This is a genomic window from Streptomyces smaragdinus, from assembly GCF_009604385.1.
GTDB lineage: Bacteria > Actinomycetota > Actinomycetes > Streptomycetales > Streptomycetaceae > Streptomyces > Streptomyces smaragdinus.
On sequence record NZ_WEGJ01000026.1, the window covers coordinates 39,654 to 54,173 of the forward strand.

The following is a 14,520-nucleotide window of genomic DNA, read 5'->3' on the forward strand; positions in this document are numbered from 1 at the left end:
CCCGTCAGGCCGGGGACGTCCTGCTCCGCGGCGCCGTCCGCGGCAGCGCGAACCGGATCTCCTCGCGCAGCTCGTGGATCTTCGGGTACCCCGCGTACTGTCCGGTCAACCGGTACATCTCACGCAGCCGGTCCCAGGTGCGGTGCGAGGAGTTCTCCCCGATGGTGAGCAGCGCGAGCCGGGCGTAGCGGTCGGCCTGCTCGGGGTCGTCCGCGATGAAGCAGGCGGACGCCATCGACAGGTAGTCGAAGATCTGGGACCGCTGTCTGCCGTCCGCCCGCAGCACCAGCGCCCGCGTCGCGTGCTCCTGCGCCCGGGCCGCGGCCGCCGGATCGTGCTCCGCCAGGGTGCGGTACGCCAGGGCCTCCATCCCGTGCAGATCCGCCTCGTCGAACATCTGCATCCAGCTGGGCGGCTCCACGTCGCCGTGGTCGCCGGCGAAGAGCTCCTCCGCCTCCCCCAGCGCCCGCCGCATCGCCTGCCCGTGGCCCTTGGCGGCCTGCGCCCACGCCTCGATGGTGCAGAGCATCGCGCGGGTTCGGGGCAGAGTCGTGCGCCCGGAGCCGGACTTGGCGAGCTTCATCAGGTCCAGCGCGTCGTCGGGGCGGCCCAGATGCACCATCTGGCGCGCGGCGCGGGACAGCGCCTCACCGGCCCGCGGCCGGTCGCCGCCCTCGCGCGCCGCGTGCGCGGCGATGACGAAGTACTTCTGGGCGGTGGGCTCCAGCCCCACGTCGTGGGACATCCAGCCGGCCAGCACCGCGAGGTTCGCCGCGACGCCCCACAACCGGCGTTGCAGCCCCTCGGGATGCCGGTAGGCGAGTATGCCGCCCACCTCGTTGAGCTGGCCGACGACCGCCTTGCGCTGCAGTCCGCCGCCGCGGGCCGCGTCCCAGGCGCGGAACACCTCGACGGAGCGCTCCAGCGCCGACACCTCGGCGGTGCCGACGGGCGTGGCCTCGTAACGGTCGTAGGAGGAGGGGGTCATCCGGTCGTAGGCGCCGGTGTCCGTGGGACGGGGCGGCCGGGACGGACCCGCCGCCGGGGTGGCGTGCAGCCACTCGTACATGGCACCGCTGAGAGCTGAGCCGGCGGCGAGCGCTGCGCCCGCGCCCACCAGGCCGCGTCGATTGAGCATGAGGTCCATTCCCGTGAATTCGGTGAGCACCTCCGCCGTACGCTCCGGAGCCCACGGCAGCCCGGCCGCGGAGCCCTCGGGCCGCCGCTTCCCGGTGCGCCCGGCCCGGACCAGACCGAGGTCCTCGATGGTCACGACACGGCCGAGGCGCTCGGTGAACAGGGCGGCCAGCACCTTGGGTACGGGATCACGCGGAATCTCGCCGGTCTCCATCCAGCGCCGCACCCGCGAGGTGTCGGTCGCCAGCTGCGGGTAACCCATGGCTCCCGCCTGCCGGTTCACGAGCCTCGCCAGCTCTCCCTTCGACCAGCCTGCCAGCGCGAAGAGGTCGGCCAGCCTGGTGTTGGGTTCCCTGCTCACGACAAGCCCCCAGGTTCCTCGGCTGAGTTGACAGTAGTCCCGCATCACTTGCCCAGCGACTATTCGCCAGGGTTCGCCAGGGTCCGCCAGATGGTGTGCCACCCGTTCCCTGGTGTGGTGTAGGGATGCGCGATCCGGCCGGTAGACCGGTGGCACATGCCAACCGCATTCCCCAGGGTGCGGTGTTCCTGTCACCGGCATCCGGTTCGTCCAACGAGCCGGACCGCCCCCGGTTCTGCCGGCCGGGCTCGCGCACCGCATTGTCCGCACGCGAAGGGACCGTTACGCCCATGTACGCAACATCTGCCTCCGCGCCCGCTCCTGTCCGTCCGCACCGGGCACAGCCGGCACCCCTGGGCAGTGGCGGGCCCTATCCCCCCGCGGGTCTCGCCGGGGCGGTCGCGGACGGCGCACGGCTGCGGCGGCCCGGGCCGAACGGCAGAGCGCCGGTCAGCGGCAGACTCGACCTGAGCGGCCCCCAGGGGGCGCCCCTGCGCGCGGCGATCGCCTCGGTGCACCGGGTCTGCCCCGACTTCAGCGCGGTGCAGGTGCTGCGCCGCAGCAGCCGCTCGGTGCTGCTGATCGGGACCACCGGCCGTACCACGGCCGTCGCCAAGTGCCTGATCGACCGCTCCCCCGCCTGGATCGAGCGCTTCCAGCACGAAATAGCGGCATACCGGGCGTTCGTCCGGCACCGCCCGCCCGTCCGCGTCCCGCGGCTCGTCGCCGCCGATCCGGAGCACGGCACGCTGGTGATCGAGCGGAGCCCGGGCCGGGTGGCGGCACTGCAGCGGCATCCGGTGGAGCCGCCGCCGCGGACGGACGTACGGTCGGTGCTGGGCGCGGTCTGCCGGCTGAACCTGTGGCGGCCGCCGCCCGGCGTGTTCGGCGCGCCGCTGGACTACCCGGAGCAGATGCGCAGGTACCACGAGTTCGGTCTGCTCACCGACCGGGACATCAGCGACATGCAGAGCCTGCTGCACGGTCTGGCGCACGGCCAGGGCCAGTTCTGCCACGGTGACGCGCTGCTGTCGAACATGCTGCTCTCCCCCGCCGGTCCGGTGCTGGTCGACTGGGAGCGCGCGGGCTGGTATCTGCCGGGCTACGACCTGGCGACCATGTGGGCGGTGCTGGGCGACGCGCCCGAGGCGCGGCGGCAGATCAGCCAGCTCGCGCAGGCCGCCGGCCCGGCCGCCCGGGACGCGTTCCTGGTCAATCTGATGCTGGTGCTCACCCGGGAGATCCGCACCTACGAGTCGGCGGTGCTGCGCACCATGCACGAGCCGGACCGGCCCACGGGCACGGACACCCGCCGCCCGGTCGCCCCCGCGACGGGCGAGGAGCTGCGGCTGCTGCTGCGCCGGCTGCACGACGACGCCGCGATGGCCCGCCGCGCGGTGCGCGCCGCGGTGGGGACGCGCTGACGCCGACACGTACCTTCTTCCGCCGATCGAGGGGCGGCGCCCGGTCCGGGCGCCGCCCTTCGGCGCGCACGCCCGTCCGGGCTCCGTCCGTCCCGCCAGGACGGTGACGTCAAGCGCGTACCCGCTGCGGATGATTGACGGATGGTCTGCCGACCGATAGTCCTGGACACCGATCACCATCGGTGACGTCACGCACACACAAGGTGAGGTGACGCCGGGGCGCGGAGGGCACTGGCTTGCGACTGTTCGTACCCACGATGGCGGCGGCCGCCCTGCTGGCCCCCGCCCTGCTCGCCGCGACCGTCCCGCCCGCCGACAGCCCCCCGCACGCACCGGCCGCCACCCCCCTGCGCCAGGCCTTCGCCGACGCCTCCGCGAGGCACGGCGTACCGGAGGACGTCCTGCTGGCCGTGTCCTACCTCGAGTCCCGCTGGGACGGCCACGGCGGCGCCCCGAGCGTGGCGGGCGGCTACGGACCGATGCATCTCACGGACCGGCTCGCGGGCACCCCGGACGCCCCCGCCACCCTCCCGCGGGCGGCCCGGCTCACCGGGCTGGCACCCGCGCTGCTGCGCCGCGATCCGGCGGCCAACGTCGCCGGCGGCGCCGCGCTGCTGGCGGAGCTGCAGGGCCGGCTGGACCTGCCGCGCAGCACCGATCCCGCCGACTGGTACGGCGCGGTGGCCGCGTACTCCACGGCCCGCGACCCGTGGGCGGCCAGGGAGTTCGCGGACGGCGTGTACGACGTGCTGCGCACCGGCGAGCGGCGGACCACCGACGGGGGCGAGCGGCTGGAGCTGCGCTCGCGGCGGGACGTACGTCCGCGTGAGGAGCAGCGGGCCCGCCTCGGCAGGGGGCAGCCGCCCGCCCAGGGGCGCGCGCAGTGCCCGCGCACGCTGGCATGCGAGTGGGTCCCCGCGCCGTACGAGGAGTTCAAGGGCGACGACGGACAGCCCGACTACGGCAACCACGATCTGGCCCGCAGGCCCGGCGACCTGCCGGTCCGCTACATCGTCGTGCACGACACGGAGGGCTCCTACGAGGGTTCGGTCCAGACCGTCCAGGACCCGAAGTCCGTGTCGTGGCAGTACACGATCCGCTCCCGCGACGGACATGTGGCCCAGCACGTACCGCTGGAGGCGGTCGCCTGGCACGCCGGGAACTGGCAGATCAACACGCAGTCCATCGGCATCGAGCACGAGGCGCGGCTCACCGAACCGGACGCCTGGTTCACCGAGGCGATGTACCGTTCGTCCGCGCGGCTGGTGCGGTGGCTGGCGCGGCGCTACGACATTCCGCTGGACCGCCAGCACATCATCGGACACGACAACGTCCCCCCGGGCGACCCCGGCTCGGTCGCGGGCATGCACACCGACCCGGGACCGTACTGGGACTGGGCGCACTACTTCGACCTGCTCGGCGCCCCCTTCAAGGCGACCGGCGGCTCCGGCGCCGTGACGATCCTCCCCGACTACGCGGCGAACCGGCCCCCGTACATCGCGTGCAGGGCGAAGGACGACGCCTGCCCGCCGCACGGCTCGACCGCGGTACGCCTGCACAGCGCGCCGGACGCGGACTCACCCCTGGTGAAGGACGCCGGCCAGCACAAGGGTGAGGGCCTCTCCTCGACCGGCGTCAACGACACGGGCGCCCGCGCCTCGACGGGACAGCAGTTCGCACTCGCCGGCCGCAAGGGCGACTGGACGGCGATCTGGTACCTCGGGCAGAAGGCCTGGTTCCACGACCCGGCCGGCGCCCGGACCGCGGTGCCCGCCCGGGCCGAGGTGGTGACCCCCCGGGCGGGACGGGAGTCGGTGCCCGTCTACGGGCGCGCCCTGCCGGAGGCGGCGGCGTACCCGGAGGGGATCAAGCCGGTCGAGCAGAAGGCCCTGCCGTACGAGCTGAAGGCCGGCCAGTCGTACGTGCTGGGCGGCGAGATGCCCGGCGAGCACTACTACGCCACGGAGTTCACCGGACCGCTGCAGCGCACGGTGGTGCGCGGCACGACGGAGTACTACCAGATCCAGTTCGGCCACCGCCTGGCCTACGTCAAGGCGGCGGACGTGACCGTCAGCCCTGCTGGAAGAGCTCCGCGGGAAGCGGCTTGAGCAGCTGGTAGAGGTCGTCGGTGATCGGCCGGTCCCAGGCGGCGATGGTGACGAGCACCCCGTCGCTGCGGTCGAACTGGACGCAGGAGATCCGGCTCTCGGAGCACTTGACGCGCTTGACGATCAGCAGGTTGTCCTGGTGCATCACCGGCGTGTCCTCGGTCGAGACGACCGTCACCGGCTCGTCGTTGCCCAGGGCCGCGAGCAGCTGCGCCACCTCGAACGGCACCTGGCCGTCGGCGAGCTCACGGGCCGGGGAACCGGCCGGCAGGTTTCCGATGATCATCGCGGGGCCGCGGCCGCCGAACAGGTCGTAGCGCAGGAACACGCCCTGGCACGTCCCGTCGGGCGCCGGCAGCAGACCGGCGCCCAGATCGCCCGGCCAGTCGCCGGGATCCATGGCGAGGACGTCGAAGTCCGGCCCGGCGGGCGTGGGGGCGCTACGGCGGCGGAGGAAGGACATGGACCCAATCGTACGGGCAGGCGGCGCGTCCGGACGCCGGGGTGGCGCGGTGTCCTTCCGCCGGAGTGTCACGGCGCCGCGGTGAGCGCGTCCGCCAGTCCCGTCGCGTCGGTGCCGACCTTCCGGTAGACGGCCGACAGCAGCAGCGACACCGTCCGCTCGTCGGTCCCCAGCTCCTGGGCGATCCGCGGCAGCGGTACGGCGCGCGCGGCCCGGTCGGCGGCGGCACGTTCGCGGCTGCTGAGCGTGTCGGTGTCCGTGGCGCGCAGCCGACGCGGACGCAGCCCCGCCGCGGCCAGCTCCCCCTGGGCCCGCTCGGCCAGTCCGTCCGCCCCGCAGCCCAGGGCGCCCTCCAGCCCCCGGTACAGCTGCTCGGCGGCCTCCCGGGGCCGGCCGGCGGCGCGCAGGGCGGAGCCGTACGCGACGAGGCCGACGGCGAGCTCGTAGCCGGCCGGGGAGCGCTCGAGATGGCCGACGGCCTCCTCCAGCAGCTTCACCCGCTCCTGCGGCGGCGCGACCTCGGCGCTGATGCGCAGCGCCTGTCCGACGGCGGAGGGGGCGCCGTAGCGGCGGGCCATGGCGAGCGCCTCGCGGGCGTGCCCGGCGGCCCGTTCCGGGGCGTCGTGCAGCTCGGCGCGGGCCAGGTGCAGCTGCCACGGGCACCAGGAGGGGTTGCGGATGCCGCGCGGGGACAGTCGGCGGCCCGCCGCGGCGAGCTGGGTGGCGGCCTCGCGGGGCCGGCCGACGGCGAGCAGCAGTTCGCCGTACACGGTCTGCGCGTCGGGGAAGACGACGGCGGTGCCGAACGGCTCGCAGAAGTCGTACGTGGCGGCCAGCCGCTCGGCCTCCCCGGCCCGGCCGCGGGCCAGGAGGATCTCGACCAGGACCGCCACGGAGTACCACTGGGCGGGGGTGCCGCGGCCGACGCGGTCGGAGAGCCGCAGTCCGTCGCGGGCGAAGTCCTCCGCCTCGTCCAGCCGGCCGCGGCGGTAGCGGAGGTAGCCCAGCAGGCTGTAGCCGAAGGACAGATGGGCGCCGCGCCAGCCGGCGCGCTCGAACGCCGCGATGCCCTCGGCGAACAGCTCCTCGGCGCGGCCGGGCCGGTCGGCGTACATGAAGGCGAGGGCGACCAGGACCGGGACCTCGAAGCCGCGCTCCTCGTCGGCCCAGTTGAGGCATCCCTTCAGCGCCCGTTCCGCGTGCCGGACGGCGACCTCGGCGGGCTCGGCGCGCAAGGTGGCGTCCCAGGCGCGCAGGCCGATGATGTAGCGCTCGGTCAGATCGCCGCCGCCGAGCCGGTCGGCGAGGCGCGCGAGGCGGCGGGAGCGGGCCGGGGAGTCCGGCTCGTCGGCGCGGAAGGCGTCCCACATGAACTGCTCGGCGCGCATCCGCAGCCGGGTGCGGGCGTCGGTGACCGACCGGGCGCCGGCGCCGATGACCGCGGAGGCCTCGGCGAGGCGGTCGGAGTGGGCGAGGGTCTGCGAGAGGCGGTAGATGATCGCGTGCCGCAGGGCCGGTTCGCCGCCGGGTTCGTCGAGGGCGGCACGCAGGTGGTTCACCGTGGTCGCCGGCTCGGTGAGCGTGGAGGAGCACCCCAGTTCGTACAGTACGGCGGCGCGGTCCTCGAGGGGCGGGGGTTCGCGCAGCGCGCGGGCCAGATAGCTGCGGGCGGCGTCCGGCGCCCCGGCGCGCAGCGTCTCGCGGGCGGCGGCGCGCAGCTGGTTGACGACCCAGGGGTCGGCCTCGGGATGGGTCTCCAGCAGATGGCGGGCGGCGGCGGCCGGTCCGGCGCCCCCGTCGACCAGGCACCAGGCGGCCTGCCCGTGCAGGGCGACGCGCACCGCGTCGGGGATGGCGCGGTAGACGGCGGTGGCGATCAGCGGGTGCACGAACTCCAGGGTGTCCGCGCCGGTCAGCACGCGGAACTCGCGCAGCCGGTCCGCGGCGTCGGCGGCCTCCTGCGGGCCCAGCCCCGCCACGTGCGCGGCCAGCGACGGCGGGATCTCGGTGCCGAGCACCGCGCAGGCCCACGCGAAGCGGACGGTGGAGGTGCCCAGGCGCTCGAGCCGGCGGACCAGCCCGCTGCCCTTGGCCGCGGCGGCCAGGTCGCGCAGCAGATGGGCGCTGGACTCGTCCGGCTTCAGGCCCCGGTCCAGGACGCGGGCGGTGAGCTCGACGGCCTCGAAGGGGTTGCCCGCGGTGACCGCCCAGCACTCGCGGCAGAACCCGTCGTCGGCCTCGGGCCCTATCCGGGCGCGCACCAGGTCGGCGACGGCGGGCGCGGTGAGCGGGGCAAGCCCGATGGGCCGGTGCCCGGCGCGGCCGGGAAGGCCCCGGAAGGACTCGGCGTACTCCGGGAGCTCCTCCGGCCGGTAGGCGGCGACGATCAGCAGCGGCAGCTCCTCGGCGCGCGGGGCGAAGGAGGTCAGCCAGCCCAGCGACTCGGCGTCGGCCCAGTGGGCGTCGTCCAGGACGAGGACCAGCGGCGCGCGGTGGGTGGCGAGATACGTCAGCACCCAGTCCAGGCCGTCGGCCAGGCCCTGCGGGTCCGGCGGGGCGCCGCCCGCGCCGGCTGCCAGGCCGAGCGCCGGGCCGACGATGCCGTACCAGCCACCGAGGGTCTCGCGCAGCTCCTCCTCGCCGAAGCGGGCGAGCTGGGGCTGCAGCAGCTGGCGGGCGACATGGAAGGCGACGCGCTGCTCCTGGTCGCCGCCGCGGGCGAACAGCACGGTGCAGCCGAGGGCGGCGGCGCGGGTACGGACCTCGGCGAGCAGCGTGGTCTTGCCGATGCCGGCGTGCCCGGCGACGGCGAGGACCCCACCGCGACGCGACTCGGTCCGGCCGGTGTACTCGCCGGCCAGCGCCCTTAAGGCGGCGTCGATCGCGCGCAGCTCCGATTCGCGTTCGAGTAGTTCGGTCTCACGCATACGGCACCACCTGCTCGCGCCCCGGGCGTGCGAAGAGCGGGCGCACGCTCCTTCCGTCGACCACCGAGCGTACGCCCTGGGGGACCGGGGGGAACCCCGTAGGCGGGGATTGCCCACGGACTATTCCCCGCCTTGCGTACGTGGCCGGAAACCGATAATGGCCGTCCGCGGCGCGGGGGTTCAGACGGTCCCGCGGTGGCGTTCGTGGTGGCGGGCGACCCGGGCGCGGTTGCCGCAGGCGGGCTTGCACCACTCCTGACGCGGGTGCTCCTTGACGAAATAACGTACACAGCGCGGACCCTGGCAGGCGCGCAGCCGGGTGCGGTCGGGACCGGCGAGGAAGGCGATCGCGTCGCGGGCCAGGACGGCCGCCAGCCGCCGCCCGGGCGGGGCGCCGGCGCCGGGCACCTCCCGCACCGTCGGGGGGCCGTCTTCCGGCCACACCAGGCGCGGGGCGCCGGGGACGGCCGCGGCGGCGGCGTTGAGCCTGGCCAGGGCCTCGTCGGCGGGGATCAGGGCGCGGGCGTCGGCGCGGCTGGCGGGGGCGGGGCTCACGGCGCGGGCGAAGAGGGCGCGGACGGCGGCGCGCAGGTCCCGTACGAGCTCCAGCGTCGCGTCGCCGGCGGGGAAGGGGGGCACGCCGAGGGTCTCGTGGTGTTCGGCGATCCACTCGGTGAGCCCGCGGGCGGTGGCGAGGTCGTCCGCCACCCCGCCGTGTCCGTCGTGGCGGACGGTGAGGGCGAGCCGCAGCGCGGGCCTGCCGTCCGTCGTCGCCTTCTCGCTCGTCATGCCCCTAATGTTAGCCTCCTCATCATCCATTAGGAGGTGCGCGGGGTGACGCTGGACTACTGGAACGCGGGGCTGGGGCGCGTCCCGGACGAGGTGGGGCGCCGGCCGGACGCCGAGGTGCTGATCCTGGCGGGCAACCGGCTCACGGAGCTGCCGGACCTCACCGGTCTGACCCGGCTGCGGACGCTGGACCTCGGGCACAACGAGCTCACGGCCGTCGGTCCGCTGCCGCCGGTCCGCGGCTTCCTGTATCTGCACGACAACCGGCTCACCGCGCTGCCGGAGTCCCTGGGCGAGCAGCGGGAACTCGGCTACCTCAACGTCGGGGAGAACCGGCTCACCGAACTCCCCGCCGCCCTCGGCCGGATGACCGCACTGGTCGAACTGCGGGCGCAGCACAACCGGCTGTCCGCGCTGCCGGAGTCCCTCGGGGAGCTCACGGCGCTGCGGGAGCTGTGGCTGCGCGGCAACGCGCTCGGCGCGCTGCCGGACGGGGTGGGGCGGCTGCGTGCGCTGCGCGAGGTCGAACTGCGGGACAACGCCCTGACCTCCGTACCCGGCCCGCTGGCCGGACTGCCCGCGCTGCGCCGGCTGGACCTGCGCGGCAACAGGCTGGGCGACCTGCCCGACTGGCTGTGCGGGCTGGGGTCGCTGGAGAAACTCGACCTGCGCTGGAACAAGATCGCCGACACCCACCCCGTCGCGGTGTCCCTGCGGGAACGCGGCTGCGTCGTCCTGGTCTGACGCGCTAGGTCAGATCGAACTCGCCGTCGCGGGCGCCCAGGACGAACGCCCGCCACTCGGCCGGGGTGAAGATCAGCGCCGGCCCCTGCGGGTTGCGTCCGTCCCGCATCGCGATGTAGCCCTCGACGAAGGCGATCTGGACGTCGCCGACCCCCTGGCTGCTCGACTGCCAGTCGGCGTCCGTAAGGTCGAGCGTGGGCTTCTCCCGCCCAGCGGGCGGTTGTTGTGTGGTGCTCTCGGCCACGTGCGTGCTCCTCCCGGTCCGTGTCCGGGAGTCAGCCTATCCATCACCCGGCGTGCGCGACAGGCCGCTTGACGCGGCCGGCCGGGACGGACCGCTGATCAGCTTGTCGGACTCCGACTGTCATTCGAGGGTGACGCGGGCGCCTCCGGGTGGACGCGGCCGGCCAGGTCGACGCGTACGGCGAAGTGGTCCGACGGCCACACCCCGTCCACCGGCCGGTCCGCGGCCCGCCGGACGGCGCGGACGCGGCCCTCGCCGTCCGGTCCCGGCATGCCGACCAGCACATGGTCGACGGCGGCGTCGTACAGCCCGTGCCGCGCCACATGCGGGTTGGCGTTGTCCCACGTCGCCCAGGGCGCTCCCGGCGGCAGGAAGCGCCAGGTGTCGGCCAGCACCTGCCCCCGTACGACGGGCGCCGTCTTCGTCCCGGACAGCAGCCGCATCTCGTCGGAGTCCCGGTCGGCGTTGAAGTCGCCCACGACGACCGGCGGGAAGGCGCCCTCGCCCCGGTGCGCGGCGACGAACCGGGCCAGCGTCCGCACCTGCGCGCAGCGTGTGGCGGAGGCGTGCTCGGGCGAGTACAGATGGACGGCGAAGAACGGGATGTCCCCCGCGGGCGCAGCGATCCGGGCGTACAGCGCGGTCTGCCCGTCCGGCGGGTCCTCCCCCGGCGGCAGCGGCTCGGCGGCCGTCCGCGTGATCGGCCAGCGGCTCAGCACCGCGTTCCCGACGTCCACCGACGGGTCGCCGATCCGGCGCTGCCAGCGGTCCGGGACCGGGGACGGGGACCACGCCCAGTGCATGCCGAGCTCAGCGGCGAGCCAGCCGGCGAAGTTGTCGCCGCCCTGCTGCCACACCTCCTGCAGACCGACCACGTCCGGCCGCTCCTCGCGCAGCACGGCGAGGATCGCCTTGGCCCGCTCCTCCCACGGCCCGAAGCGCCACCAGACGTTCCAGGTCATCACACGGATCATGACTGACGCCCCTACTCCACCGCCGTCACCGCCAGTATGCGTCCTCCCGGCGGACCGCCACTTGCCGCCCCGCGCCTGCGGGAGCAGCATCGGCGGGAGACACCGGACGAACGGAGGCAGACCATGACCGCTCCGAGTACCGGGCTGGAGCGCTTCGCGAAGCAGAAGGCGGTGCTCCTGACCACGTTCCGCCGCGACGGCCGGCAGGTCGGCACTCCGGTGAACATCGCGGTGGACGGCGACAGGGCGTACTTCCGCACGTACGCGGCCTCGGGCAAGGCCAAGCGGATGCGGCACACCGCGCACGTGCGGCTCGCGCCGTGCACGATGAGCGGCAAGCCGACGGGACCGGAGATCGAGGGCGAGACGCGGCGGCTGGCGGGCGCGGAGGCGAAGGCCGCGGGGCGCCGGCTGAACCGCAAGTACCCGTTCCAGCAGGGGCTGTTCCTGCGGCTGAGCTACGGGGTGATGCGCCGCGAGCCGGTCACCTACGAGTTCACGCCCGGCTGAGCCGGGGATCCGTCCTCCGCCAGGAACGCCTCGGCCTGCGCGGCCACGGCCGGGCCGTCGTCGACCCACGGGTAGTGCACGGTGCCGGGCCGGACGGCGAGCCGGGCGCCGGGCAGCAGACCGGCCGCCTCGCGGGCGGTCGCGGGGGTGGGGTTGGTGTCGTACGCGCCGGCCAGGATCAGCACCGGGGCGGTCAGCCGCGCGGCCTGTGCGCGCAGCGCCGGGACGTCGAAGGCGCCGGGTCCGTAGTAGATCTCCGCGGCCTCGTCGTTGGTCTGCCCGGGACCGGCGGCGGCGTGGCGGCGGGCGGCGGCGTCCCAGCGGCCGTAGAAGAACGGCTCGACGGCGTCCCAGAGTTCGCCGGTGTCGCCGCCCCGGCCGATCTCCTCCAGGGCGGCGTGCGCGGCCGGATACCAGGGCTCGCCGGTGCGCTGCCGTGCGAGGGCCCGCCAGCGGTCGGCGGCCGGGCCGAGGCCCAGGGCGCGCAGTACCGGGGTGAGGAAGACCATCCGGCGCACCCGCCGCGGGTGGCGCAGGGCGTACAGCAGGGCCAGGTTGGTGCCGGCGGAGTGTGCGAGCAGGTCGACGCGCTCCAGGCCCAGGTGGACGCGCAGCGCCTCGAGGTCGGGGACCTGACGGTCGCAGCGATAGGTCGACTTGTCGTCGGGTACGGCCGAGTCCCCCGTGCCGCGCAGGTCGAGCAGGACGAGGCGGCGGCTCGCGGTGAGGCCGCCGAGGTCGCCCAGATAGGCGGACGCCCGCATCGCGCCGCCGGGTACGCAGATCAGCGGCTCGCCGGTCCCGCGGACGTGGTACGTGAGTTCGGTGCCGTCGGGGGCGGTGAAGGTCGGCATGCGCGTGATCCTTCCAGCGGGCGTCCGGGGCCGGCAACGGGGTTCCGGGCGGCGCTTCCTGAGGTTCCGTCAGCTCGATCGGATACGTGCGCACTTCTTGACAGCAAGCCCCCGCCGGAAGAAAGTTTCACCGGAATGCCAGCCGCCGAAAGTAAATTTCAGACATGGGGTGGATCATGGGCGACACGACCGCGAACAGCGGACTCAGCCGGAGACAGTTCGGAGCGGGCGTTGTCGCGATGGGCGGAGGACTGATGGTGCTGGGCGGCGGAGCGACTCCCGCGGCGGCGGCGGACACCTCGGGCACGGCGCCCGTGCTGCGGCGCGGCAGCGCCGAGGACGCCCGCCTCCTCCAGCCGCATCTGGACCGCCTGGTGACGGACGCTCGCGCCTATCTCGGCCCGAGCCCCACCCACCCCTGGTACGCGGGCGCGGTGATCCTCGCCGGACGCGGCCGTACGGTGGCGCTGGAGCAGCCCATCGGCAAGGCACTGCGCTACCAGCGGTACGACGAGGCCACGGACACCGGCGTGGAGTTCCCGGCGGACCAGCAGATCGACATGTCGATGGACACCCTCTTCGACCTGGCGTCCGTCTCCAAGCTGTTCACGTCGCTGCTGGCCGCCCAGCTGATGGAGCGCGGCGAGCTCGACCTGCACGCGACCGTCGCCTCGTACATCCCGGAGTTCGGCGCCGCCGGCAAGCAGGACATCACGATCCTGCAGCTGCTCACCCACACCTCCGGGTTCAACTCCTGGATCCCCCTCTTCCGCGAGCCCACCTGGGAGGCCAAGCTCCTGCGGCTGTGGAACGAGAAGCCGCTCAACGCGCCCGGCTCGGCGTACCTCTACTCCGACCTCAACCTGATCTCCCTCCAGCTGGTCATGGAGAAGCTCACCGGCAAGAAGCTCGACGTCCTCCTGGCGGAGAACATCACCGGCCCCCTCGGCATGAAGAACACCGGCTACAACCCGGACCCCGGGCTCAAGCCGCGTATCGCCGCCACGGAGGACGCCCGGCTGCCGTGGTCGGGGATGGAGCGCGGGCTGGTGTGGGGCGAGGTGCACGACGAGAACGCCTTCTCCTTCGGCGGCGTCGCCGGGCACGCGGGCGTCTTCTCCACGGCGTGGGACCTGGCGATCCTGTGCCGCACGCTGCTCAACGGCGGGGCGTACGGCAGGACGCGCATCCTGTCGCAGGAGTCGGTGGACCAGATGTTCACCGACTTCAACACGGCCTTCCCCGGCAACGCGCACGGGCTGGGCTTCGAGCTCTACACGCACTGGTACATGGGCGCGATGGCCACCCCGCACGCCGCCGGGCACACCGGCTTCACCGGTACGTGCCTGGTCATCGACCCGTCCACGGACACCTTCCTGGTGCTGCTGGGCAACTCCGTGCACCCGGTGCGCAACTGGCGCTCCGGCAGCGCCCCCCGGGTCGCGGCCGGCACCAACCTGGCGCGGGCCGTGCCGGTACATCCGGTGGACGGCGAGACGGCGTGGTTCTCCGGGACCGCCAGCAGCACGGTCGCCACCCTCACGCTGCCCGAGGTCGAGGTGCGCGGCGCGGGCGCGGCGCTGCGGTTCGCCCTGTGGTGGGACACCGAGCCCACCTGGGACCCCGTGCGGCTGGAGGCCTCGGCGGACGGCGGCGCGACATGGGCGCCGGTGCCGTTCACCACGCGGGCGCCGGGCGGGGAGCCGGTGGAGCACGCCGGGGGTACGGCGGACGGCTGGTCGGGGCGCGTCTGGCACCGGGCGGAGGCGCCGCTGGCCGCGTGGCGGGGGCAGACGGTGCGGCTGCGGTGGAAGTACAGCACCGATCTGCGGTACGTGGGGCGCGGGGTGTATGTCGACGAGGTGCGGGTGGAGGACGGCACCGTCCTGTTCACCGACGCCCGCCCGGCGGACGCGGCGCGGATCGAGGCGGTGGGCTGGACGGCGTCGCGGGACTGACGGCACGGGTGCCGGGAGCCGTCGCGG

At 74.4% G+C, this 14,520-nt stretch carries 12 protein-coding genes; 5 read left to right on the top strand and 7 right to left on the bottom strand.

Annotation, left to right across the window (positions count from 1 at the left end; genetic code table 11):
- Positions 1-4 precede the first annotated feature (4 nt).
- Positions 5-1,498, bottom strand: a complete 1,494-nt coding sequence (locus tag SRB5_RS25485) for a DNA-binding protein NsdB (RefSeq protein ID WP_323378450.1) — start codon at positions 1,496-1,498, stop codon at positions 5-7.
- Positions 1,499-1,788: 290 nt separating this feature from the next.
- Here SRB5_RS25485 and SRB5_RS25490 point away from each other — a divergent pair, with 290 nt between their 5' ends.
- Positions 1,789-2,922 carry an aminoglycoside phosphotransferase family protein gene (locus SRB5_RS25490; RefSeq protein WP_153455763.1) on the top strand — a complete coding sequence of 378 codons (1,134 nt, stop codon included), beginning with the start codon at positions 1,789-1,791 and terminating at the stop codon, positions 2,920-2,922.
- Between the two features lie 257 nt (positions 2,923-3,179).
- Positions 3,180-5,030 (top strand): N-acetylmuramoyl-L-alanine amidase, encoded by a 1,851-nt coding sequence (locus SRB5_RS25495; RefSeq protein WP_153455795.1) that lies wholly within the window; start codon positions 3,180-3,182, stop codon positions 5,028-5,030.
- On the opposite strand, the gene SRB5_RS25500 is transcribed toward SRB5_RS25495, so the two are convergent.
- From SRB5_RS25500 to SRB5_RS25510, 3 genes are all read right to left on the bottom strand, one after another.
- On the bottom strand, positions 4,993-5,493 hold the full coding sequence (locus tag SRB5_RS25500) for a hypothetical protein (RefSeq protein ID WP_153455764.1): 501 nt from the start codon (positions 5,491-5,493) through the stop codon (positions 4,993-4,995). The two genes, SRB5_RS25495 and SRB5_RS25500, sit on opposite strands and share 38 nt — an antisense overlap.
- Positions 5,494-5,561: 68 nt before the next feature.
- Entirely contained in the window at positions 5,562-8,420 is a 2,859-nt protein-coding gene (locus tag SRB5_RS25505) for an ATP-binding protein (protein WP_153455765.1), read from the bottom strand.
- 180 nt (positions 8,421-8,600) lie between these two features.
- Positions 8,601-9,209, bottom strand: a complete 609-nt coding sequence (locus SRB5_RS25510) for a CGNR zinc finger domain-containing protein (protein ID WP_153455766.1) — start codon at positions 9,207-9,209, stop codon at positions 8,601-8,603.
- Positions 9,210-9,260: 51 nt separating this feature from the next.
- On the opposite strand from SRB5_RS25510, the gene SRB5_RS25515 reads away from it, so the two are divergent.
- A complete protein-coding gene (locus SRB5_RS25515; RefSeq protein ID WP_153455796.1) occupies positions 9,261-9,953 on the top strand; it encodes a leucine-rich repeat domain-containing protein in 693 nt (230 codons plus the stop codon).
- 4 nt (positions 9,954-9,957) lie between these two features.
- Here the strand turns inward: SRB5_RS25515 and SRB5_RS25520 are convergent, their stop codons facing one another.
- Both SRB5_RS25520 and SRB5_RS25525 read right to left on the bottom strand, forming a co-directional pair.
- A complete protein-coding gene (locus tag SRB5_RS25520) occupies positions 9,958-10,197 on the bottom strand; it encodes a DUF397 domain-containing protein (RefSeq protein WP_323378451.1) in 240 nt (79 codons plus the stop codon).
- Between the two features lie 98 nt (positions 10,198-10,295).
- The gene (locus SRB5_RS25525) at positions 10,296-11,171 is read right to left on the bottom strand and encodes an endonuclease/exonuclease/phosphatase family protein (RefSeq protein ID WP_153455767.1); all 876 of its coding nucleotides are present in this window, start codon (positions 11,169-11,171) and stop codon (positions 10,296-10,298) included.
- 123 nt (positions 11,172-11,294) lie between these two features.
- On the opposite strand from SRB5_RS25525, the gene SRB5_RS25530 reads away from it, so the two are divergent.
- Entirely contained in the window at positions 11,295-11,681 is a 387-nt protein-coding gene (locus SRB5_RS25530; protein WP_153455768.1) for a PPOX class F420-dependent oxidoreductase, read from the top strand.
- Here the strand turns inward: SRB5_RS25530 and SRB5_RS25535 are convergent.
- The gene (locus SRB5_RS25535; RefSeq protein ID WP_153455769.1) at positions 11,660-12,535 is read right to left on the bottom strand and encodes an alpha/beta fold hydrolase; all 876 of its coding nucleotides are present in this window, start codon (positions 12,533-12,535) and stop codon (positions 11,660-11,662) included. The genes SRB5_RS25530 and SRB5_RS25535 overlap by 22 nt on opposite strands.
- A gap of 164 nt (positions 12,536-12,699) precedes the next feature.
- Between SRB5_RS25535 and SRB5_RS25540 the strand changes: the two genes are divergently transcribed.
- A complete protein-coding gene (locus SRB5_RS25540) occupies positions 12,700-14,493 on the top strand; it encodes a serine hydrolase (RefSeq protein WP_407703978.1) in 1,794 nt (597 codons plus the stop codon).
- Positions 14,494-14,520: the final 27 nt, after the last annotated feature.